Raw genomic sequence first — 22,547 nt, forward strand, 5'->3', positions numbered from 1 at the left:
GAACTCGCGGGCGAGCGGGCGGATGTGGGTCCGGACGGGTGAGGCGACAGGTGGGGTGACGGGCGGACGGACGGGGTCTGCGACGGCGACGCTGCCGACACGCGGTTCGGTGAGGATGACGGTTCCCCGGGGTTGAGGGCCCCGGGTGAGGGAGGTCCCGGGGCAGGGCGGAGTGGGAGGTCAGACTCCGGCCCGCTCCCGTCGCGCCCGGTCGGCCGCCTGCTCGGCGGCGGCGGGCAGCGGCAGGGCGAGCCAGGGTGCCACGGTGGCACGCATGCCGTCGGCGAAGCGCAAGCCGGTCCCGGTCAGGGCCCCGGTCTCGGCCAGCCGTTCCACGGCCTCGGCGGTGTACCGCCGCCAGAGCGCGAACTGTGCGCGCGCCCGGTCGGCGGCCTCGCCCGGCAGCCCGTCGTACGCCAGGGTTCGGGTGCCCCAGTACTCGGTGACGGCCAGGTGGGCGTACGTGCCTTGGAGGAGCCCTTCGAGCGGCCGGGGGTCGGGCCGCCAGGGGGCGAAGTACAGCGCCGTGTCGGCGCGGTCGTACAGGTCCATCAGGTCCAGCACCGCGCCGAGTTTGACGTGCTGGAACTCGTGCGCGAGCAGCAGCGCGAGCGTCGGCGCGGTGGCCGGCCGGGCGATGCCGACCGCGCCGTACGCCTGTCGGGCCGCCGAGCTGACGTCCCGGCCCGCCGGGCCCGGCCGCAACGGGGTGACCGTCGCCAGTCCGGTCCGGATGCCCTCGGCGTACTCGGGCAGGTCCCGCCCGAGCAGCTCCCAGGCCTCGCGCAACGCGCCCGTCCAGTCGAGCAGTTCGCCGTCCGGCAGCCGGTCCGCCACCGGGTGGTCGTGGCAGTCGCGCAGGGGGTCGGCGTCCTCCAGGGCGACCGTCCAGCCGCCGGCCAGCCGGATCCGCCGCAGCGGCTCGTCCAGGGCCGTGCGCACCGTGCCGTCGCCGGCCCGTACCTCGAAGCCGTCCGGCCGTCCGGTGACCACCGCCTCGCCGTCGGGCAGGGCGATCCGTCCGAGCGTCGGCAGGTGCAGCCACCCGCCCCGCACCGGCACCGCCACCGCGTCCCCCCGCCCGGCCCGGACCACGGCGGCCGCGGCCAGCGAGGCCAGCGGGCCGAGCCCGACCGGCAGGTCTCCGGCGAGCCGTCGGGCCGCCCAGGCGCGGGCGTACGGGTGGGCGAGGACGGCGTCCACGGCGGCGGGGGCCTCGACGTCCAGCTCCGACAGCAGGGCCCACGCCTCGGGGCGCCCCTGTCCGGAGGCGTCCCAGGCGGCGGCCAGCATCGCCCGGGTGAGGGCGAGTTGGGAGCGTCCGAGCGCGGCGACGGTGTCCGCGCCGCCGTAGCCCCGTGCGAGTTCGTCGAGTTGCGACGACGTGAGCGCGCCGGGCAGCAGCGGATCGGTACCGGGCGGCAGCTCGCGGCCGGGGGCCGGCTCCCCGCCCTGGGCCGGCACGGCAGCCGAACCGGCGCTCCCCGCAAGGCCGTTGATGAACGTCATGAGATCACCGCAGTAGACGGAGGGATGGTCGAAGCTGCCTCCTCCATCGTCGCTCCGGAATCGGTGGGCGTACAGCCCGCCTCCGCAGGAGCGCACGACGGAGCAGGCGCGGCAGGCCTCGCTCAGTCCGGCCAGGCCGGACTGGCGGGCGGCGATGCCGGGGTGGCGGGCCAGGTCGTCGAGGCTGTGCGCGAAGACGTTCAGCCCGGTGGCCGGCGCGCCGTCGTACGCGGTCTTCAGGCTGTCGGCCTGCTCGAAGGTGCCGTCCGTCTCCAGGACCGCCAGGTCCGAGGGCTCCAGCCCGAGCGACTCGGTGAGGCTGGAGAACCCCCGCAGGGTGCGGTGCACGGACTCGAAGGTCCGCACGGCGAACGGCCGCCCGTCCGCCTCCCACAACCGGTGGACGGTCAGCAGCCAGTCGGCGTACGGCGTGGCACCCAGGGCGGCGGGACGTTTGGGCTGCTCGTCCCAGGTGGCATGCGGGAGCAAGAAGTCGACGGCGGGAGGGCGGAGTTCGGCCAGGGCGCGGTACACGGCCACCGGGTCGTTCTCGACGTCCATCGTGCAGAGCAGCCCGGCGAAGAGGTGCCGGAACTCGGGCTCGTTCAGCAGCGCGACCGCCCGCAGCACCTGCGGATGGCTGCTGCGTCCGTCGGCGAAGCGCCGGTGGCGGTCGTTGGCGGCCTTGTCGCCGTCCAGCGAGATGCCGACCTTGACGTCCAGTTCCGCGAACAGCGTGCAGAAGGCGCGGCTCAGCAGCACACCGTTGGTGTGGATGCGCAGGTCGAGCGTGCAGCCGGGCGGGAGCGCCGCCCGGAACGCCTCGGCGGCGCGGCGCAAGCGGTCCGGGCCGGCGAGCAGGGGTTCTCCCCCGTGCAGGACGACCCGGACGGCGGGCAGCCGGTGGGCGGCCGCGTGCTCGCCGATGCGTTCGGCGGCCTTGGCCAGGATCCCGTCCGCGATGACCTTCGGGCGGGAGCTCCAGCTGCGGTCCGCGTGCTCGTAGACGTAGCAATGGTCGCACGCAAGATCACATCTGCTATGGATCTTGACCACGAACTGCGTCAAGGGCAGCGGAGTTGACGTCGTCATGGAACTTTTCGGGGATCCGTTCGGATCGGTCGGCTCGGTCTGGTCCGGCTCGGCGGTACGGGCGGGTCAGATCGAGGAGTTGAAGGCCGCGACCGGCACGAGGCCGGATTCCGCACCGGGGAGTGCGCGCTGGATGCGGGCGGCGAGTTCCTCCGCTCCGAGGGCGGCGAGATCGGCGAGGGACGGGCGTTCCGGCGTCTCCTGAGTCTCAGTGAGCTTGCCGGCCGGCCTGGTGCTGGTTACCGGAGTCATATTCGTTTCCTTAGGCGCGGTTAGGACCTGCCGAGGGTGGGTAAGCCCACCCAGTTGCGACCCAATGTAGTGCCCGCAGAGTCTCCGCGCGGCACGTTGTGGACTCACATTGGACTCCCGTCGGGCTCGCCAAGCGGCCGACGTCGTACGACGGGCGCGGAGCCCCGAGATTTTCACTCAAACAGCGGTCGCGCACTTCGCCCTGGCGCGCGCCGAAGCGCGCCGCCGGGGTACGCACCCGGGTAAGCGTTCGAGTCCGCCGGTTGATTCCCCTCATCCGCGGACGGGGCCGGAGCGCCGACCTCAGCACCTCCGAGCGGCACCGCCACCGAGTTCGCGCACGGAACGAATCAGCTCGTCCAGGAACTCCCTGCCGTGCACGGTCAGTTCACCACAGTGCAGCAGAGTGTCGGCAGCCGCCAGGGTGTGCCCCCGCCACCGCGTGAACTCCCGCTCCGCCCGCCCCGCCCCGGCCGCTCCCGTGCCCACACCCCCGGCGGCCTCCGCGCACCAGAAGTCCGCGACGCCCAGGTGCGCGTACGTGCCCTGCAGCAACGCCCCGGCCGGCCGCAGGTCGGGCCGCCAGGGGGCGTGGTAGACGGCCGGGCCGTTGGGCCGGTGCAGCGGCACCAGGTCCAGCAGGGCGCCGAGTTGGACGTGCAGGAACTCGTGGACCAGCGCCAGCGCCAGCAGCACCGGATCCTCCGGCAACGAGGCCGCCACCGCCCCGTACGCCCGGCGGGCCGCGGCGCTGACCGCCTCCCCGCCGGGGGCGGGACGCAGCGGGACGATCGTGCTGACGCATGCCGCGACCGCCTCCGCGTGACGCCGGTGGCGGCGCACCAGGATCCGCCACGCCTCGGCCAACCGCTCCTCCCAGCAGGCGAGTTCGGCGTCGTCCAGCGGCCCGGCCGGAGGGCGGCCGTAGTCCACCCGGCGCGGCCCGACGTGGTCGACGGACGGCGCCCAGCGCAACCCGTCGCACTCCAGTGCCGGCGCCCGGCCGGCGCCGTCCCGGAGGAAGTCCTCCAACCCGCCCAACCCGCCCAGCCCGCCCGGACCGTCCGGTACGTCCGCACCCGCCGCGACGCCACGCAGGCAGTCGGCTGCCCAGGCGTCCAACTCCGGCCGCAGCAACACCTCTTCCCACCGCGCCCGATCCTCCCGCTGCAGCGCCCGCACCCGCGCGTACGCCTCGCGGTAGCCCTCGTGGTCCGGCGCCGCCCGGCGCAGCGCGAGCAGCAGCAGCGCCCGCTTGCTCAACTGCCCCGCGCGCAGCAGCCGGACGGCCTCCGGCCCGCCCCGGGCGCCCGCGATCGCCCGGAACGTCGCCCGGTCCACGCCGTGCCGCGGCAGCCCGTCCGCCCCGCGCGCGCCCGGCACCCAGGCCACCACCGCCTCTTCCGTACCCGCCACTGCTCCTCCTCCTCGCGTGCCGCACCGGCCCCGTCCGCCCGCAGTCTCCCCCCGGCGCACCGGACCATCCGGTCAACGGACACGCATGACCCGAACGGACGAACCCACCCCGTCCAGCCCCCTCCCGAGCCCCCCGCTACCGGGCCCCGCGCAGCGGCACCCCCACCTCCGCCACCCCCTCCCGCAGCCGCCCGCCGATGTGCCGGACCAGCCGGTCCAGGTCCGCGCAGTACACCGACGGGTGCCCGAACCCGTCGCCCGCCCACCGGTGCGCGTACAGCCCGCCCCCGCAGACCCGCGCCAGCGGACAGCCGGCGCAGACCGGCCCGAGCCCGGCGAGGCCGCGCTGGCGGGCCCGGAAGGCCGGGTGCGCGGCGGCCTCCGCGAAGCCGTGCCGCCACACGTCCAGGCCCGTCGCCGGGGCGCCGTCGTACGCCGCCTTGAGGCTGTCCGCCTGCTCGATGGTGCCGTCCGCCTCGACCACCACCAGGTCGACCGGCGTCAGCCCGACCGCCTCGCTGGCCGCCCGGCCGCCGAGCAGCAGCACCGCCAGCTCCTCGAACAGCCGCACCCCGGTCTCCCGCCGCGGCGCGCCGTACCAGCGGTCGAAGGCGGCGATCAGCCACTGCCCGTACGGCGCCGGCTCCGCACCCGTCGGGGGCGCGTCGGGCACCGGCCGCGCCCGCAGCCCGGGCGGCGGCGCGAGCCAGGTCCCGTGCGGCAGCAGCAGGTCGAGCCGGGGCGGCGCGAACTCCAGCAGCGCCTCGTAGGTGTCCACCGGGTCCGCCGCCAGGTCGACGACGCACAGCAGCCCGGCGAACAGCTCCCGGTGCCGGTCCGAGCCGAGCAACCGCACCGCCTCGGCGGTCCGGTCCCAGCTGCCCGCACCCGACGGCAGCCGGCGGTGCCGGTCGTGGTCGGCCCGGGCGCCGTCCAGGGACACCCCGACCGCGACCCGGTACCGGTGCAGCACGTCGAGCAGCGCCGGTTCGTCCAGCAGCCGCAGCCCGTTGGTCTGCAGGCCGAACCGCACCCGCGGCCCGCCGGCCTCCTCGATCCCGCTCAACTCCCGGAGCAGCGCCTCCAGATGGCCCGCACCGACGAGCAGCGGCTCGCCGCCGTGCAGCACCACCGACACCTCGTCCAGCCCGTGCTCGGCCGCGTGCTCGGCGATCCGCCGGGCGGTGCGGCGGACCGTCACCAGCTCCATCCGCCGCGGCCGCCGCCGCCAGCTCTGGTCCGCCCCCTCGTACACGTAGCAGTAGTCGCAGGCCAGGTTGCACCGACTGTGGATCTTCAGCAGGAACTGCCGGAACGCCACCATGCCCGCGAACCTAGCACCGCCCGACAGCCCCACTGATCCACCGTCACACGTGCGGGGGTTCCACGTCCGAGTCCAGCCGCAGCCCGGCCCGCACCGCCACCGTCGTCGGGTGCTCGTCCCCCAGCGTGACCCGCGCCCGCCGGATGCAGTCGCTCCGCAGCTCGGCGGCCCGTTCGGCGTGCCCCATGGTGGCCAGCGACAGCGACAGGTTGGAGTTGATGCCGATGGAGTCGTAGTGGTCCGGCCCGAGGGCCTCGGTCATCAGCGGCGCGGCCTCCAGTTCCACGTCGAGCGCGGCCTGCGTCCGCCCCGCCAGGAAGAGGTCGTTCGCGTGGTTCATCATCGCGATCGGGATGTAGAGGTGGTGGGCGCCGAGGACGGTCCGGAACTGCGCCAGCGTGCGCCCGGACAGCTCCAGGGCCTCCTGGGTGCGCCCGGCCAACCGCAGGTAGACGGACAGGTTGTTGGCGCCGGCCAGCGTCACCGGGTGGTTCTCGCCCAGGTAGTCGCGGTACCGCGCCAGCGCCCGTTCGGCCAGCGGGATCGCCCGGGTGGTGTCGCCGAGCGCGTTGAGGTCGCTGGCCAGGTTGGTGGCCGCGGCCAGGGTGTCGGGGTGCTCGGGGCCGTTGATGTCCAGGTAGCGCTGGTAGATGTCCTCGTCGATCTCCAGCGCCTCGTGGTACCGGCCGGCCCGGCGCAGGGCCACGGCGAGGTTCTTGCGGGCGCGCAGGGTGTCGGTGTGGCTGTCGCCGATGGTCTGCTGGTAGATCCGGACGGTCTCCTCCAGCAGGTCCAGGGCCTCCCGCAGCCGCCCGGTCTCGCGCAGGTCGCGGGCGTAGTTGGAGGCGGAGGACAGCGCGTAGAGGCTGTGCGCGCCGAGCGCGTCGCGCTGCTGGAGGTAGTTGCTGCGGTGCCGCTCCAGGGCGGCCCGGCGGTCGCCGGCCAGGTAGTCGGAGACCGCGAGGTTGTTGGTGATCATCAGGGTGCGCGGGTGGTCCGGGCCGAGGGTGCGCCGGGCGGCGTCCAGGGTCCGGCGGTCGAGCGCCCGGGCCTCGTCGTAGCGGCCGAGGAAGCGCAGGTCGGCGCCGAGGCTGTTGGCGACGGCGAGGGTGTGCGAGTGCTCGGGGCCGAGGGTCGCGGTGAAGCGCTCCAGGATGTCCCGGTCCATCTCGTACGCCTCCTGGAGGGCTCCCTGGGAGCGGCGGATGTTGCTCAGCTGGGTGCGCAGCATGAGCGTCTGGGCGTCGTTGTCGACGTCGAAGCCGGGCCCGCCGTAGCCGTCCTGGCGCCAGTGCTCCAGGGTCCGCTCGGCCAGTTCCCGGCCGGACTCGTGCAGGCTGCGCTTCCACTGGTAGCGGACCGAGTCGATGATCCACTGCCGGACGTCCTCGTCGGCGCTGTCGACGGCCCCGGACGGCCAGAGGTGGGGCAGGAGTTCGGCGTACTCGGCCCAGTTGGCGGGCACGTCCGGGTCGCCGGGGTTGGCGGTGGCGAGCGCGGCGTGGACGACGCCGCGCAGCTCGGCCCGGCGCTCCTCCTCGACCTGGTCCCGGAGCACGGCCTGGACCAGTCGGTGCACGGTGATGGTCTCGCTGCCCTGGTCGGTGCGGGCGAGCCCGAACCGGTTGATGGCGCGCAGGAACTCGCCGATCGCGAGCTTGTCGCGGGGTGCCCGCGGGGGCAGCCGCAGGGCGCGGGTGACGGCGCGGCTGTAGAGCAGCCGCATCGGGATGGCGTCGGGGCCGAAGAAGGCGCAGATCTCCAGGATCTGGGCGGCCGGGGCGTTCATCCGGCGCAGTTCCTCGACCGAGATGCGCCAGGTCGCGGCGGCCGAGTGCGGGTAGTCGGCGGTGCGCAGCCGGGTGCGCTCCAGCATCTCGGTGAGCTCCTCGTCGAGGAGTTCGAGGTAGGTGGCGATCGGCATCGACGTCTCCTGGAGCCAGACGGCGGCCTGGCCGACGGCGAGCGGGAGGTCGCCGAGGCGCTGCGCGACCTGGTCGGCGTCCTCCGGCGAGACGCCGCTGTTGAAGCGGCGCAGCAGCCGGACGCTCTCCTCGCGGAGGAAGACGTCGACCTCCACCAGGCCGGCGTGCCGGGCCCAGCCCTGGTTGCGGGAGGTGATCAGCACGTGCCCGCCGGAGGAGCCGGCCGGCTGCCAGGGGGCGAGTTCCTCGGGGGTGCCGGCGTTGTCGAAGACGAGCAGCCAGCGGCGGTAAGGCTGGCCGCGGCGCAGCGCGTCGAGGACGGCGGCGGCGGTGTGCGCGACGTCGTCGCTGGTGGGCACGCCGAGCCGGGGGGCGAGTTCGGCGAGCTTCTGCGGGATGTTGGCGGGCTCCTCGGCGGGCACCCACCAGACGACGTCGTACGCGGCCTTGAAGCGGTGCGCGTACTCGGCCGCGATCTGGGACTTGCCGGCGCCGCCGAAGCCGTAGAGCACCTGGCTGAGCACGGCGGCGGGGCCGCCGGTGAAGCGGTTGCGGAGCAGTTCGAGCAGCTTGCCTCGGCCGATGAAGGCGGCGTTGCGCGAGGGCGCTTCCTGGACCTGCGGGGCGGTGCCGGGGAACCGGGCGGGTGCGATGATCTCGCCGCTGTCGTTGTCGAGTTGGCGGTTGCTGCCGGGCGGCGGGCCGAGTTCGCCGTACAGCTGGGACTCGGCACCCGCCGCCGAGGAGCGGACCAGGTCGGGGGCGGACTGCCCGGCGAACGGGCGGGGCACCGGCTCGTCCGAGTCCTGCAGCCGCAGCGCGACCAACGCCGGCGATCCGGAGACGAGTTCGCGCCCCTGCAGGAGCTGCCAGACCTCGGCGGCGCGGGGCAGCGCGGTGTACTCGGGCGAGATCAGGGCGAGCAGCCGGCCCTGGCCTTCGAGCGGCCCGGCGACCTCCGGCGGCCGGGGGCCGGTGTGCGGCTCGGCGGCGTTGTGCAGGGAGGTCTGGTAGCCGAAGCGGGTGAGGGTCCCGGCGGCCCATTCGGCCCACATCCGGTCCTCGGGCGCGTAGCTGACGAAGACCTGGCGCGGCACCGCGCGGGCGGAGCGCAGGTAGGCGCCGTAGAGCCGGCGGCGGGTCTCGGCGGTGAGCGGGCGCAGGGTGCGGACCCGCCCGTCGGTGATCCAACCGGCCAGCCGTTCGAAGGCGTTGAGCAGGCTGCGGGCCTCCTGAGGCCGGTCGGCGACGGTGGCGGGAACCTCCTCGTAGGCGTAGAACGGCTTGTACGGCACCTCGACGTCGGCCCAGTAGCCGGCCCGGCGGTCGCCGGCCAGCCAGCGGCCGAGGTAGGGCGCGAAGGCCTCGCGGGCGTAGTCCCGGCCGGCCTCCAGTCGCTCCTGCTCGGCGTCCTCGACCCGCATCGGCACCGGCAGCACCCGGATCGCCCGCTCCTCGGCCTCGGCGATGGCGCGGGCGGCGTCGACGCCGCCGCGGATGTTCTGGGCGCTGAAGGTGAAGCAGTCCACGACGGTGTCGGGCATCAGGACGGTGCAGATGCCGGAGGTGTCGCTGACGCCGGTGCGGCTGTCGATGAGCACGTAGTCGTACCCGCGGGCCCAGCGTTCGCGCAGCTCGCGCAGGAACTCGCCGCCGCGGATGTCCCGGCCGTGGTAGAAGCTGCGCCAGTTGAAGCTGGTGACGGCCGCGGCGTAGGCGGCGTTCTGCCGGCCTGCGGGCAGGAAGTCGAGCCGGCCGCCGGGCGGCAGGTCGAGGGCGAGGCCGCAGAGGTAGCCGTCGAGGCGCCCGGGCTCGTCCAGCCAGGCGGCCGGGGAGAGGCCGACCGGCCCGGTGGCGGAGGGCAGCGCCTGCTTGACGTAGGAGCGCAGCAGGTCGATCAGGCCGTCGGTGGAGTGCAGTTCGGGGTCGACCAGGAGCGGGTGGTAGTACCGGTGGAGGCCGGGCGCCTCCAGGTCCCAGTCGACGACCAGGACGCGCAGGCCCCGGCTGGCGAGGATCCAGCCGACGTTGGCCAGGGCCATGGTGCGGCCGGTACCGCCCTTGAAGGAGTAGAACGTGACGACCGATCCCGGTCCGCCGCGCTCCAGCTCTGCGCCGGGTTCAGTGGTCATCGTCCGTGTCTCCCCTCAGCGGGACAGCGTTGTCCTTGCCGCGACTCTGGTGCGGGAGGTCCCTGTGGCCCTGGCTCCGGTCGAAGCGCGCGGGCGGGACCGGGCGGGGCTCCGTCGGACCGGCGGGGATGGACAGCCCGGGCATGGCCGGGCCGCCGCCGAAGCCGAAGGCGTCACCGCCATCGTCCCCCCAATCCAAGTTGTCGTCCATGAGCTTGTTCTGGGCGACCGTCACCATGATGGTGAGGTCGCTGTCGAAGCTCTCCCGGCTCACTTTGACCCGGAACAAGTGCTCCATGTCGCCCCGGCGCAGCCAGTTGCGCCGGAACACGTCGCGCACGCCCGCCCACAGCACGTCGCGCTCCGGCCCGTCGACCGGGTCGGCGCTGCCGGTGGGCACCATCACGCCGGTGACGGGGTGGTTCTGGTCGTCGTACTCGCGCAGCGCGGAGCGGTAGCGCAGGCCGCCGGCCACCCACGGGTCCACCAGCAGGATGCTGACCTGGCTGTCCTCGCGGGCCTGGTCGAGCTTCCCGCCGAGCCCGCCGTCGACCTCCTCCAGCGTGGTGGTGTGTCCGGCGGCGGTGATCACCTGCTGGGCGCGCACCGCCAGCGAGGGGTGGGTGGGCGGATGGTAGGGCGCCCAGTGCCAGGGCTTGGCCCCGTACCAGCCGCCCTCGTACGAGCCGCCCTCGGCGGCGGCCTCCGCGGCCCGCCCGGCCGCGATGAACAGCCGCACCATGCCGGGGGTGGAGACCACCTCCGGCGCCGCCGGGGGCGGGAAGTAGCCGCGCACCGCGCCGAGGTCGAACTCGGGCAGCTCACCGAGCCGGCGCGCGGCCGCGTCCCGGATCCGCTCGGCGACCACCCGCACGACCTGCTCGTACGCCCCGCTCTGCGCGGTGCGCAGCAGGGCCCGCAGGCCGTGCCGGGCGTAGGCCTCGCCCATGTCCGGCTGGGCCCACTGGATCTTGTTCACCTCGTCGGCCAACTCGCCGGGCACCACGGGCTCCCAGAGCACCGGGACCAGCGCCGGGATGAGCTCCCCGGTGTCCTCGTGGTGGCGCCGGACCCGGCCGCGGAAGGCGGTCCACTCCTTGCCGCAGTAGAGGCTGGTGAAGTACGCCGGGGAGTAGAGCGCGATCATGGTCCGGCTGCGGCCCAGCATCGTCGCCAGCCTCTCGGCCCAGTCGTCGCCGAGCCGCAGCTGCTCGGTGTCCCGGTAGGCGAGCTCCTCGACGCGGACGCCCGTCCCGACCAGCCGGCCGAGTTCGTCGCGCAGGTCGTTGAAGAACTGGTTGACGAAGGCGTCCTCGGCCTCGAAGTCTCGACGCGCGTAGCTGAAGAAGAAGTACGGCCGCTGCTGATCCTGCTCCATCACCTGTTCCCCCCGTGCCCGACGGTGCCGCGACGGCGCTGGTTTCATACCCCAGCATGTCGTGAACTCCACCAGTGGCGCTGGCGAGTTGGTGGATCCAGCGGCCTCGGGGGGTTTAACCGGTGGTCAGGCGCACGCCCGCAGCCGGGAGCGCTCCGGCGCCCGGGGGCGCACCGGCGGGAGCACGGGCGCGCCGGAGGAATCGCGGGCGCCGGAGCCGCACCACCGGCCCGAACACGCGCCACCGGCTACCGGCTACCGGCTACCGGCTACCGGCTACCGGTCGAGCGACGACTGGAAGGCGGCGAGCGGCTCCGCACCGGGCGTCAGGGCATCCGCGACCACCCGGCGCAGCAGGTCACCCAGGACGGTGTCGGGCAGGGCGTCGAGTTCGTCGAGCGGCAGGGCGGCGACGTCGACCAGGTCAGAGCCGAGTCCAGCGGCGGTTTCCGCACCGGTGACGCCCATCAGTCCCTCACTCGATCGTGCCGGCACAGCGCGTTGCTGGCCGGATGTACATCGACCCAGGTCCGCGTCGGGCATCCTACACCCGAGGTGTGACGGAGGGTCAGCTCCACGCCGCCGCCGCGCCCGGGTCGACCCGGGCGGCCCAGGGGTCGTGCGGAGCCCCGGGGTCCTGGTGAGCTCGCCGTCCTCACGGGCAGAGCCGCTCCACCCGCCAGCCCGTCGGGCTCGCCGGGTCGGCGAGGTAGCGGAGGCGGTCGTGCAGGCGGTTCTCGCGCCCCTGCCAGAACTCGACGCTCTCCGGGACGACCCGGTACCCGCCCCAGAACGGCGGGACGGGCACGCCCTCGCCCTCGGGGTAGCGGCGTTCCAGTTCGGCGTAGCGCTGTTCGAGGACCTCGCGCCCGCCGACCGGGCTGGACTGCTCGCTGGCCCAGGCGCCCAGCTGGGAGCCGTGCGGGCGGGTGCGGAAGTAGGCGGCGGTCTCGTCCCGGCCGACCTTCTCCACCCGGCCCTGGACGATCACCTGGCGGGCCAGCGCGATCCACGGGAAGAGCAGCGCGGCGTGCGGGTTCGCGGCGAGTTCGGAGCCCTTGCGGGAGCCGTAGTTGGTGAAGAACACGAAGCCGCGCACGTCGTAGCCCTTGAGCAGGACGGTGCGCGAGCTGGGCCGCCCCTGGGCGTCGGCGGTGGAGAGCACCATCGCGTTGGGCTCCGTCACCCCGGCGTCGTCCGCCTCGTGGAACCAGCGGGTGAACTGCCCGACCGGCTCGGGCGCGAGCTGCTCCTCGACCAGACCTTCGTGGACGTAGTGCTTGCGCATCACGGTGAGGTCCGGGCCGGGGCGGGCCTCGTCGGCCGGGGTCCGGGTGGCGGGGCTCGGGGGCGTCGACTGGGCGCGTTCCGGGGTCTGCACGCCGACATCATCCCGTACGACAAGCAACCGGCACCGCTACCTCCGGACAAACCCCGGTGGGAGATAAGGTGACTCGCCACCGCTCGGCCGCCCGTCGTACGGGGATTTGTCCGGAACCAGGCGTTCGGTTCCGGTCGTTCTCCCGGGCACGACCGACCCTCGGCGGAAAAGTCAAGCGGGCCCACGGCAAACATCACCACGGTGGTGTATGGCGCAATGCACCCCGTGCCTGTCACTCTGGCACCGAGTGCCAACCACGATTCGGTCACTGGTGAGCCGCCCCACCACGGCGGAGCGCCGATCGCAGAACTGAAGGAGCCGTCGCATGTCCGATTTCGTACCCGGGCTTGAGGGAGTCGTCGCGTTCGAGAGCGAGATCGCCGAGCCCGACCGTGAAGGCGGCGCCCTGCGGTACCGCGGTGTCGACATCGACGACCTGGTCGGCAACGTCTCCTTCGGCCACGTGTGGGGCCTGCTGGTGGACGGCAAGTTCAACCCGGGCCTGCCGGCCGCCGAGCCCTTCCCGATCCCGGTCCACTCCGGCGACATCCGGGTCGACGTGCAGTCCGCGCTCGCCATGCTCGCCCCGGTCTGGGGCCTCAAGCCGCTGCTGGACATCTCCGCCGAGCAGGCCCGCGACGACCTCGCCCGCGCCGCCGTGATGGCGCTGTCCTACGTCGCCCAGTCCGCCCGCGGCCAGGGCCTGCCGATGGTCCCGCAGAGCGAGATCGACAAGGCCGAGACGGTCGTCGAGCGGTTCATGATCCGCTGGCGCGGCGAGCCGGACCCGAAGCACGTCAAGGCCGTCGACGCCTACTGGACCTCGGCCGCCGAGCACGGCATGAACGCCTCCACCTTCACCGCCCGGGTCATCGCCTCCACCGGCGCCGACGTCGCGGCCGCCCTCTCCGGCGCGGTCGGCGCGATGTCCGGCCCGCTGCACGGCGGCGCGCCCTCCCGCGTGCTCGGCATGATCGAGGAGATCGAGCGCACCGGCGACGCCACCGCGTGGGTCAAGAACGCCCTGGACAAGGGCGAGCGCCTGATGGGCTTCGGCCACCGCGTCTACCGCGCCGAGGACCCGCGCGCCCGCGTGCTGCGCCGCACCGCCAAGGAGCTCGGCGCGCCGCGCTTCGAGGTCGCCGAGGCGCTGGAGAAGGCCGCGCTGGAGGAGCTGCACAACCGCCGCCCCGACCGCGTGCTGGCCACCAACGTCGAGTTCTGGGCCGCCATCATGCTGGACTTCGCCGAGGTCCCGGCGCACATGTTCACCTCGATGTTCACCTGCGCCCGCACCGCCGGCTGGTCGGCGCACATCCTGGAGCAGAAGCGCACGGGTCGGCTCGTGCGCCCCTCCGCGCGCTACGTCGGCCCCGGCCCGCGCCGCCCCGAGGAGATCGAGGGCTGGGACGCCATCGCCCGCTGACCACCCCGGACGACCGTCCGCACACCGCCTCTGACCAGCGGGTCCGGCTCCGAGCCGGGCCCGCTGTCGGCGTCTCGGGCAGCGAAGATCACAGTCTCAGCGGGCGGACGACCGTACCCTCGCGGAGCCCGCCGCCGGTAGGCTGCGCGCGTGGCTCAGATCCAGATCCCCGCTGACATCAAGCCCGCAGACGGCCGTTTCGGCTGCGGACCGTCCAAGGTGCGCCCCGAGGCACTCAGTGCCCTCGCCGCCACCCAGACCTCCCTGCTCGGCACCTCCCACCGCCAGGCCCCGGTCAAGAACCTGGTCAAGCGCGTGCGCGAGGGCGTGAGCAGCCTCTTCTCGCTGCCCGAGGACTACCAGGTCGTCCTCGGCAACGGCGGCTCCACGGCCTTCTGGGACATCGCCGCCTTCGGCCTGGTGCGGGAGAAGTCCCAGCACCTGGACTTCGGCGAGTTCTCCTCGAAGTTCGGCTCCTCGGTCAAGGCCGCGCCGTGGCTCGCCGAGCCGAGCGTGATCAAGACCGCCCCGGGCACCCACCCGCTGCCGGTCGCCGAGGCCGGCGTGGACGTCTACGGACTCACCCACAACGAGACCTCGACCGGCGTCGCGATGCCGATCAAGCGCCCGGTCGGCGCCGACGAGGGCTCGCTGGTCCTGGTGGACGCCACCTCGGGCGCCGGCGGCCTGCCGGTGGACATCACCGAGACCGACGTCTACTACTTCGCCCCGCAGAAGTCCTTCGCCTCCGAGGGCGGCCTGTGGCTGGCCACCTTCTCCCCGGCCGCCCTGGAGCGCGCCGCCGAGATCGCCGCCTCCGGCCGCTACATCCCGCCGTTCTTCTCGCTGCCGACGGCCATCGACAACTCGTCGAAGGACCAGACGTACAACACCCCGTCGATCTCCACGCTCTTCCTGCTGGCCGACCAGCTGGAGTGGCTGAACGGCAACGGCGGGCTGGACTGGGCCGTCGCCCGCACCGCCGACTCCTCGTCCCGGCTGTACGCCTGGGCCGAGAAGTCCTCCTTCGCCACCCCGTTCGTGGCGAACCCGGCCGAGCGCTCCCAGGTGGTCGGCACCATCGACTTCGACGAGTCGGTGGACGCCGCCGCGGTCGCCAAGGCACTGCGTGCCAACGGCATCGTGGACACCGAGCCGTACCGCAAGCTGGGCCGCAACCAGCTGCGCATCGCGATGTTCCCGGCGATCGACCCGGCGGACGTCGAGGCGCTCACCCAGTGCATCGACTACGTGGTCGAGCAGCTCTGAGCACCCGCTGAGGCATGCGTGAGGGCCACCGCCCACCCGGGCGGTGGCCCTCACGGCCGTTTCCGGCCTACCTGCCGGCCAGTGAGCTGATCAGCACGACGATCAGCAGCAGCACCAGGGTGCCGGAGACGATGCGCATACGAGTCTTGGGATCCACGGTCAACGAGCGTACCTCCGCCTCGTGCCCGGCCGGACGGCGAGGCCACCCGGGCACTCAGCTCCAGTCCGCGAGCGCCCAGGCGCCCAGCGACTCGTAGTGCGCGGAACCGCCGTCCAGGTCGCTCCTCATCAGGTGCAGCTCGGCGGCCTCCCACTCCGGCCCGCGGTAGTCCGCCAACGCCGCCGCCAGACCGTCCAGCTCCGCCGCCGCGACCCGCTGGACGGCCCGCCGGTGGCCGCGCGAGGAGCCCGCCCGGGCGAGCGTGAGGTGCGGGTGGAAGGCGAAGGTGTCGGCCGACTCCCCGATCACCTCGGCGGTGGCCTCGGTGACGGCGTCGGCCAGCCGGCGCAGCGCCCAGGTCTGCCCCTCGATACCGGCCCAGAGCACGCGGTCCCCGAACCGCCCGGCACCCGCGATCCGCAGCCGGTGCACCGGGTGGAGCTCGGCGACACCGGCCAGGCCCGCCGACAGCTCCGGCAACTGCTCGGCGGGCACCTCGCCGAGGAAGGCCAGGGTCAGGTGCCAGCCCTCGACCGTGGTCCAGCGCAGCCGGTCCGCGCCGGGCAGCCCGCGCACCGGCGCGACGGCGTCGGAGAGCCCCTGCAGTGCCACGACCGGCGGGAGGACCGCCACGAAAAGCCTCATGCCGCCATTCTCCCGTTCCGGGCGGGGAGGCGCGTGGGCGCGCTCCGGCGCCGCGGGGCCCCGGCCCTCCTGCGGGCCCCGGCACGGCTCCCCCGTGCAGGCTTCCGGCACGGCTCCCCCGTGCGGGCTTCCGGCACGGGCTTCCGGCGCCCGCGGCTTTGGGCTAGAACAGGTTCATGATCGATTCCAGTGGCATGAAGATCCGCACCGGAGGCCCGGAGGACGTCCCCGACATCCTCGCCCTGCTCGACGGCGCCGTGGCCTGGCTGGCCGCCCGGGGCCGCACCGGCCAGTGGGGCGACCAGCCGTTCAGCACCACGCCCGCCCGGGTCGAGCACATCGAGCAGTACGGCCGCGAGCCGTTCCTGATCCGCCTCGCCGTCGACGGCGAGGGCCGTACGGTCGGCTCGTGCGTGCTCTCCGAGGAGCGCGGCAGGTACATCCCCGCCGTGGACGAGCGCGAGCTGTTCGTCCGCAACCTGGTCACCGACCGCACCCGCAAGGGCTCGGGCATCGGCGCCGCGCTGATCGCCGACGCCGTCGAGGAGGCCCGCCGGCGCGGCATCGGCCTGCTGCGGGTGGACTGCTACGGCGGCGCCGACCGCAGGCTCGTCGCCCAGTACCGGGCGCTCGGCTTCACCGAGACCGAGAGCTTCGAGGTCGAGCAGCCGAACGGCGTCTGGCCCGGCCAGGTCCTCGCCATCCGGCTCTGACACCACGAATACGGCCTGACGCCACGAACCCCCGGGGGCGAGCCCTCGGGGGTTCGACGGCGTGCCGGGCGACGCACCGGACGAGATGCCGGACGCCGCGCCGCACCAGGTGTCAGCAGGCCGTGGCCAGCTCCGACGTGCGCGCCGCACCGGCCCGCGGCACCACGGCCACCACCCGGCCGCCGCGACCCGGGTGCAGGTCGAAGCGCACCCGCAGGTCCGCGCTGCGGGCCAGCACCAGGCCGACCGCTGCGGCCGCCAGCGCGGACACCAGCCCGCAGGCCAGCAGGCCGAGCCGGGGCCCGTACGAGGCGGTCACCCAGCCGACGATCGGGGCGCCGATCGGCGTGCCGCCGGTGAAGACCAGCACCAGCAGGCCCATCACCCGGCCGCGCATCTCGGGGTCGGTGGCCAGCTGCAGCATGGAGTTGACCGAGGTGTTGAAACTCAGCCCGAACACCCCGATCAGCATCAGCAGCAGCGCGAAGGTCCAGTAGTCGGGCGCGAAGGCCGCGACCACCTCCAGGGCGCCGAAGGCCAGGGCCGCCCCGACCAGCCGCCGCAGTCTCGGCGCGCCCCTGCGGGCGGCGAGCAGCGCGCCGGCCAGCGAGCCGACCGCCATCGCGGTGTTCAGCAGGCCGTACTGGCCCGCGCCCACCTTGAACGTGTCGTACGCGAAGCCGGAGAGCAGCGTCGGGAAGTTGAAGCCGAAGGTCCCGATGAACCCGGCCAGCACCATCGGCCAGAGCAGCTCGGGCCGTTCCTTCACGTACCGCAGGCCCTCGCGCAGCTGCCCCTTCTCGCGGGCGATCGGCTCGGTCGGGCGCAGTTCGCTCTCGCGCATCGCGAGCAGCCCGCCGATCACGGCGGCGAAGGACAGCGCGTTGACGGCGAAGGCCCAGCCGCTGCCGACCGCGGCGATCAGCAGGCCCGCGACGGCGGGGCCGACCAGGCGGGCGGTCTGGAAGTTGGCGGCGTTCAGGCTGACGGCGTTGGCGAGGTCCTTGGGCCCGACCATCTCGGACACGAAGGCCTGCCGGGTCGGGTTGTCCACCACGGTGACGAGGCCGAGCAGCAGCGCGAAGGCGTACACGTAGTACGGCGTCACCGCACCGCCGACGGTCAGCACGGCCAGGCCCGCGGCCAGCAGGCCCATCGCGCCCTGGGTGTAGATCAGCAGCCGGCGCTTGGGCATCCGGTCGGCGAGCACGCCGCCGAAGAGGCCGAGCAGCAGCATCGGCAGGAACTGCATGGCGGTGGTGATGCCGACCGCGAGCGGGCTGCCGGTGAGGCTCAGCACCAGCCAGTCCTGGGCAATCCGCTGCATCCAGGTACCGGTGTTGGACACCACCTGGCCGGCGAAGTAGTAGCGGTAGTTGCGGACGCGCAGGGAGGAGAACATCCCCCCGGGCCTGGTGAAACGGGCGCCCGTGGGAGACGGGAGGGGCCGATTGCCGGGGGTCCCCCCGGCCGGAGGCCGGGGAATCGTCGCCGGAACGGTGGTTGCGGGCGACGGGCGGAACGATCGGGTTCGGCCCTGAGCGGCGGGGTCCGCCGCGGTGCGTTCGTCGGGGTCGTCGTCGCCGCTGCCGGGCAGCCCCGTGGGGGCGGGTGCCTGGGCGTCGGCGGCCGCGGCACCTGCCGTGGCGGGGTCGGTGGTCGGGTCGTCGGTACGGATGGCGGCGGCGCTGGCTGCGACCGGCGGTGTCACGGTGTTCTCCCCTCGTGGCGCGACGGCCATGGCGGTGGCCGTCGCGCTGCTGGTGTCGGTGGTCGGTCCTGCGGTGATGCGGGCTCCTTCTTCTCCCGGCGGCCGGCCGGGTTCGGTGTGCCTTGAGGTGTACGAGCTGCAGGCGTACGAGTCACAGGCGTACGAGTTACTGGCGTACGAGCTGCAGGTGCGGGCTACAGGTGGGCGAGCTTGTAGAGCACGGGCGCGGCCTCCCGGAGGACGGCCCACTCCTCCTCGTCGAGCCCCTGGGCGAGCTCGGCGAGCCAGACGTTTCGGCGCCGACGACTCTCCGCGAGGATCGTCTCGGCCTGCTCGGTGCTGCTGACGACCACCTGTCGGCGGTCCTCGGGGTGCGGCTCCCGCCGCACCAGCCCCTTCTCCTCCAGCATCGCGACGATCCTGGTCATCGAAGGAGGCTGCACGTGCTCCTTCCGGGCGAGCTCACCCGGCGTCGCCTTCCCGCACCGGGCGAGGGTGCCCAGCACTCCCATCTCGGTGGGACTCAGCGACTCTTCCACCCGCTGGTGTTTGAGTCGTCGGGAGAGGCGCATCGTGGACGACCGCAGCTGACTGATCGCTGCGAGGTCCTGCTCGGACATCTCGGGCATCTCCTTAGACTACCTCATTACCCTCGCTAAAGAAAATCGGGGTCCCGCCGCCGCGCCGGAGCATCGGCCCGGTGCCATATTGGTCATGGGCCTCAGGTCTCGACTCCCAGAAGGGCCGACCAGTCATGTCCGACCTCGTCTCCGAGCAGTCCGCGCCGTCCTCGCAGGCCACGCCGTCCGCATCGGCCGAGCAGGGCGCACCGGGCGACACCGGGTTCGCCCGGCTCGCCATGGTCACCATCGACTGCGCCGACCCGGTCGCGCTGGCGTCGTTCTACGGCGAGCTGCTGGGGTGGGAGACGCGGCACGTGGACGAGCACTTCGCGATCCTGGACAACCCGGAGGGCGGCAGCCCGCTGGGCTTCGGGCGGGTGCAGGGGTACCGGCCGGAACCGTGGACGGAGCCGGACGGGAGCAAGCACTTCCACCTGGACTTCTACGTGGACGACCTGGAGGAGTCCACGGCGAAGGCGCTCGCACTCGGGGCGACCCAGCCCGCGTACCAGCACGGGCGCACGCTCAAGGTGCTGATCGACCCGGCCGGCCACCCGTTCGGGCTAGCGCCGTTGGAGTAAGGCACGAAGAGGTCCGGGGAGCGTGCGCAGGCGGTGTCAGGGGTTGGTGCCAAGATCATGCAGGCGCCGTAAAGGTCCATCCTGACCTGGGATTTCACGAAAAGCACGAACATTGTGCGAGCGCCCGGCAGTGGCTACTGTCCCCCGTTGTCAGGGGCACCACACGCCAGGTCTCCCCTCGGCGGACCCCGTTTCCCCGTTCCCGTGCCGTTCCCGTACCGGTTTCCGCGCGCCCTTCCCGGCCGTCCCGGCCGGCCGCGTCCGCCCCGACCCTGGCGCCCTCAACCCCTCGTCCAGGGAGCTCAATTGGGTGAGATCCACCATGCCGACCACGGCTGGGTGACACCGGCCGTCTCGTACTTCGTCGCCTGCCTCGGGGCCTTCGTGGCCCTGCGCAGCGCCCGCTGGGCGCTCGTCTCGAAGGGTCGCACCCGGGCCGTCTGGCTGCTCTTCGCGTCGACCTCGCTCGGTGCCGGGATCTGGTCCATGCACTTCATCGCGATGCTCGGCTTCTCGGTGACCGGCGTCGAGATCAGCTACCAGCCCGGACTGACCGTGCTCAGCCTGCTGGTCGCCGTCGTCGTGGTCGGCGTCGGGCTCTTCACCGTCGGGTACTGGCGGCGGCAGCCCGCGCTGGCGCTGCTGGTCGGTGGGCTGACCACCGGCCTCGGGGTCGCCGCGATGCACTACCTGGGCATGGCCGCGATGGTCCTGCCCGGCCAACTCGGCTACGACAAGCAGACGGTGGCACTCTCGATCGCCATCGCCGTGGTCGCCGCGACGGCCGCGCTCTGGGCCGCGCTGAACATCCGGGGCACGCTCGCCGTGCTGGCGGCGGCGCCGGTGATGGGCGTGGCGGTCTGCGCGATGCACTACACGGGCATGGCGGCGCTGTCGGTCCGGGTGGACTTCTCGCACTCCACCCAGAACGGCGTGATGGCGCTGCAGTTCATCTTCCCGCTCGGGGTCGGGCTCGGCTGCTACGTGTTCTTCGGCTCGCTGGCCTTCGCCGTCTCCCCGAGCCGGCCCACCTCTCAGCCCCTGCTGGCCGGCCCGGCCGCCCCGCTGCCGCCCCGGGCACCGCGGGCCCCCCGCGTTCCGCAGCAGCGCCCGGCCGGAGCCGGCGTCCGGCGCTGAGCGCCGGCGGGCGCACGAGCGGACGCCCGGCCGGGCCCCACCCCGGCCGGGCGTCGTCGTACGGGTACGGCGCCGGGCCGGCTACGCCGGCCGCCCCAGCAGCCCGGTCAGGTGCTCCGGGGTCCCCGCCGGGCAGACCTTGTGCACGAAGTCCTGCCGCAGCCGGTGGTACGGCTCGCCCGCCCGGTAGAAGTTGGCGTGCATCCGCCGCAGCTCCTCCGCCCGGTACTCGGCGAGCGGCTTGGCCTCCTCGTCGGCGGCGCGCCGGCGCTTCTTGTCCACCAGCCGCCCGGTGAGCTCCGGCGAGGCGGCGATCCGGGCCGCCTCCCGGGCCACCCAGCGGCGGAACGCCGCCGCGTCCCCGCCGGCCGTACGGTCCACCAGGCCGATCCGGCGGGCGTGTTCGGCCCCGATGGGCAGCGCCTCGGTGGTGAGCCGCTCGGCCTGCTCGGCGCCGACCCGGTTCGGCAGGGTGTACGTCCAGTACTCGGAGCCGTACAGGCCCATCAGGCGGTAGTGCGGGTTGAGCACCGCCGAGTCGCGGCACCACACCTCGTCGGCGGCGAGCGCCGTCATCAGTCCGCCGGCCGCCGCGTTCCCGGCGAGGGCCGCGACGGTGACCTTGTCGGTGGTGGTCAGGACGGCCTCGACGACGTCGTCCATCGCGTTGATGTTCTCCCAGGACTCCAGTGCCGGGAAGGTCGCGCCCTGGATGACGTTGAGCTGGATCCCGTTGGAGTAGAAGTCCCGGGGTGCGCCGAGCACCAGGACCGAGGTGGGCCGGTCGACCGCCTCCCGGTAGGCGGCCAGCAGCCGGCGGCACTGCTCGGTGCTCATCGCCCCGCCCGGGTGGGCGAATTCGAGGTAGCCGACCTCACCCTCCTCGCGGTAGCGCAGCTCGGACCAGGTGTCGCGACGGGCGGCCGCCGCGGGGCTCACCGGCACCTCGCGGACCCGGTACAGCTCGTCGGCGAGCACCGTAGCGGCCGGCAGCTTGAAGGTGACGGGCCCGCCGGGGGTGCGGCGCGGGCGCAGCTGCGGGATCCACACCGCGCCGTCCACGGTGGCCCGGCAGATCGCGCCGTCCCGGGTGGCCAGCACGGCGCCCGGCGCCGGACCGCGCAGCTCGTCCTCGGGGTGGCCGCCGTGCAGGAAGAACTCGCGCCCGTACAGCTCGTCCAGGACGCCGGGCTGGGAGTCGGCGGCGCGCAGCTTGCGCAGCACGGTGGCGGTGTCGTCCTGCTCCCAGTCGATCCGGCGCACCTCCTGCCGCAGGAGGGGCCGCAGCTCGCCGCGCACGTCGGGCCGGCCGTAGTCCAGCGGTTCGGGGGTGTACAGCCCGCCCTCGTACCGCTGGACGGCCAGCAGGACGGCCTCCACGGCGGCGTCCGCGGCCTCGCCCCGGTACAGCTCGCTCTTGCCGCAGTCGGGGACGGGGAAGTCGACGGACGCCCAGATGTCACCGGCGTCCATCTCCTCGACGGCCTGCAGCACGGTGACGGCCCAGCGCTCCGCGCCCTCGGTGATCGCCCAGTCCAGCGAGGAGGGGCCGCGGTCGCCAGCGGGCCCCGGGTGCACGATCAGGACGGTGCGGGTGGACCAGATGTCCTGCGGGACGGCCTTGGTGAGCATCGGGCAGACGATCAGCTCCGGATCGGTCCGGGCCACCCCCGCCCGCATCTGCTCGTCGCCGAGCGCGAGTTGGACGGCGACCTGGTGGCCGCGCTGGCGCAGCTCGGTGTGGACGCGCTGGGTCAGGCTGTTGAACGCACTGGCGATCAGGAGAATGCGCAAGGGGGGCCTCCGGCGGTACAGGGGTCGCGCGGAGGCGATGAAACCAGGGCATGGACACGTAACGATTACGGTCCGTACC

The 22,547-nt window shown here is 73.7% G+C and carries 17 protein-coding genes; 5 read left to right on the forward strand and 12 right to left on the reverse strand.

The features are described from left to right. Nucleotides 1-180 precede the first annotated feature (180 nt). The 8 genes from ABTY56_RS18325 to pdxH form a co-directional block, all read right to left on the reverse strand. Nucleotides 181-2,601, reverse strand: coding sequence for an FxsB family cyclophane-forming radical SAM/SPASM peptide maturase (locus ABTY56_RS18325; protein ID WP_350629858.1), 2,421 nt, complete (start codon nt 2,599-2,601; stop codon nt 181-183). Between the two features lie 66 nt (nt 2,602-2,667). After that, nucleotides 2,668-2,853: an FxSxx-COOH-like cyclophane-containing RiPP peptide gene (locus ABTY56_RS18330; protein WP_350629860.1), complete on the reverse strand. Its 186-nt coding sequence runs from the start codon at nt 2,851-2,853 to the stop codon at nt 2,668-2,670. 303 nt (nt 2,854-3,156) lie between these two features. Beyond that, complete coding sequence (locus tag ABTY56_RS18335) at nt 3,157-4,269, reverse strand: aKG-HExxH-type peptide beta-hydroxylase (protein WP_350629862.1); 1,113 nt, start codon at nt 4,267-4,269, stop codon at nt 3,157-3,159. Between the two features lie 136 nt (nt 4,270-4,405). Continuing rightward, nucleotides 4,406-5,593 (reverse strand): FxsB family cyclophane-forming radical SAM/SPASM peptide maturase, encoded by a 1,188-nt coding sequence (locus ABTY56_RS18340; protein ID WP_350629864.1) that lies wholly within the window; start codon nt 5,591-5,593, stop codon nt 4,406-4,408. Nucleotides 5,594-5,636: 43 nt separating this feature from the next. Continuing rightward, on the reverse strand, nt 5,637-9,650 hold the full coding sequence (gene fxsT / locus ABTY56_RS18345; RefSeq protein WP_350629866.1) for an FxSxx-COOH system tetratricopeptide repeat protein: 4,014 nt from the start codon (nt 9,648-9,650) through the stop codon (nt 5,637-5,639). Then, complete coding sequence (locus ABTY56_RS18350) at nt 9,640-11,028, reverse strand: TIR-like protein FxsC (RefSeq protein ID WP_350629868.1); 1,389 nt, start codon at nt 11,026-11,028, stop codon at nt 9,640-9,642. The genes fxsT and ABTY56_RS18350 overlap by 11 nt, the downstream gene beginning before the upstream one ends. A 276-nt stretch (nt 11,029-11,304) precedes the next feature. Then, nucleotides 11,305-11,496: an FxSxx-COOH cyclophane-containing RiPP peptide gene (gene fxsA, locus ABTY56_RS18355; protein WP_350525106.1), complete on the reverse strand. Its 192-nt coding sequence runs from the start codon at nt 11,494-11,496 to the stop codon at nt 11,305-11,307. A gap of 187 nt (nt 11,497-11,683) precedes the next feature. Continuing rightward, complete coding sequence (gene pdxH / locus ABTY56_RS18360) at nt 11,684-12,316, reverse strand: pyridoxamine 5'-phosphate oxidase (protein ID WP_350630021.1); 633 nt, start codon at nt 12,314-12,316, stop codon at nt 11,684-11,686. A 418-nt stretch (nt 12,317-12,734) separates the two neighbouring features. Between pdxH and ABTY56_RS18365 the strand changes: the two genes are divergently transcribed. Continuing rightward, complete coding sequence (locus ABTY56_RS18365) at nt 12,735-13,835, forward strand: citrate synthase 2 (protein WP_350525107.1); 1,101 nt, start codon at nt 12,735-12,737, stop codon at nt 13,833-13,835. A gap of 150 nt (nt 13,836-13,985) precedes the next feature. Further along, complete coding sequence (gene serC, locus ABTY56_RS18370) at nt 13,986-15,104, forward strand: phosphoserine transaminase (RefSeq protein WP_350629871.1); 1,119 nt, start codon at nt 13,986-13,988, stop codon at nt 15,102-15,104. A gap of 214 nt (nt 15,105-15,318) precedes the next feature. Here the strand turns inward: serC and thpR are convergent, their stop codons facing one another. Beyond that, nucleotides 15,319-15,909, reverse strand: coding sequence for an RNA 2',3'-cyclic phosphodiesterase (thpR, locus tag ABTY56_RS18375; RefSeq protein WP_350629873.1), 591 nt, complete (start codon nt 15,907-15,909; stop codon nt 15,319-15,321). A 176-nt stretch (nt 15,910-16,085) separates the two neighbouring features. On the opposite strand from thpR, the gene ABTY56_RS18380 reads away from it, so the two are divergent. Continuing rightward, nucleotides 16,086-16,622: a GNAT family N-acetyltransferase gene (locus ABTY56_RS18380; protein ID WP_350629875.1), complete on the forward strand. Its 537-nt coding sequence runs from the start codon at nt 16,086-16,088 to the stop codon at nt 16,620-16,622. 112 nt (nt 16,623-16,734) lie between these two features. On the opposite strand, the gene ABTY56_RS18385 is transcribed toward ABTY56_RS18380, so the two are convergent. Together ABTY56_RS18385 and ABTY56_RS18390 are read right to left on the reverse strand one after the other, a co-directional pair. Further along, complete coding sequence (locus ABTY56_RS18385; protein ID WP_350629877.1) at nt 16,735-18,363, reverse strand: MFS transporter; 1,629 nt, start codon at nt 18,361-18,363, stop codon at nt 16,735-16,737. Between the two features lie 164 nt (nt 18,364-18,527). Continuing rightward, nucleotides 18,528-18,962 carry a MarR family winged helix-turn-helix transcriptional regulator gene (locus ABTY56_RS18390; protein ID WP_030235202.1) on the reverse strand — a complete coding sequence of 145 codons (435 nt, stop codon included), beginning with the start codon at nt 18,960-18,962 and terminating at the stop codon, nt 18,528-18,530. A gap of 125 nt (nt 18,963-19,087) precedes the next feature. On the opposite strand from ABTY56_RS18390, the gene ABTY56_RS18395 reads away from it, so the two are divergent. Next, a complete protein-coding gene (locus tag ABTY56_RS18395; protein WP_350525111.1) occupies nt 19,088-19,537 on the forward strand; it encodes a VOC family protein in 450 nt (149 codons plus the stop codon). Nucleotides 19,538-19,843: 306 nt separating this feature from the next. Further along, a complete protein-coding gene (locus ABTY56_RS18400) occupies nt 19,844-20,674 on the forward strand; it encodes an MHYT domain-containing protein (RefSeq protein WP_350629879.1) in 831 nt (276 codons plus the stop codon). Nucleotides 20,675-20,755: 81 nt separating this feature from the next. On the opposite strand, the gene ABTY56_RS18405 is transcribed toward ABTY56_RS18400, so the two are convergent. Then, entirely contained in the window at nt 20,756-22,468 is a 1,713-nt protein-coding gene (locus ABTY56_RS18405) for a hydrogenase maturation protein (RefSeq protein ID WP_350629881.1), read from the reverse strand. Nucleotides 22,469-22,547: the final 79 nt, after the last annotated feature.

This window comes from Kitasatospora sp. NPDC097691 (genome assembly GCF_040302665.1).
In the GTDB taxonomy this organism is placed as follows: domain Bacteria; phylum Actinomycetota; class Actinomycetes; order Streptomycetales; family Streptomycetaceae; genus Kitasatospora.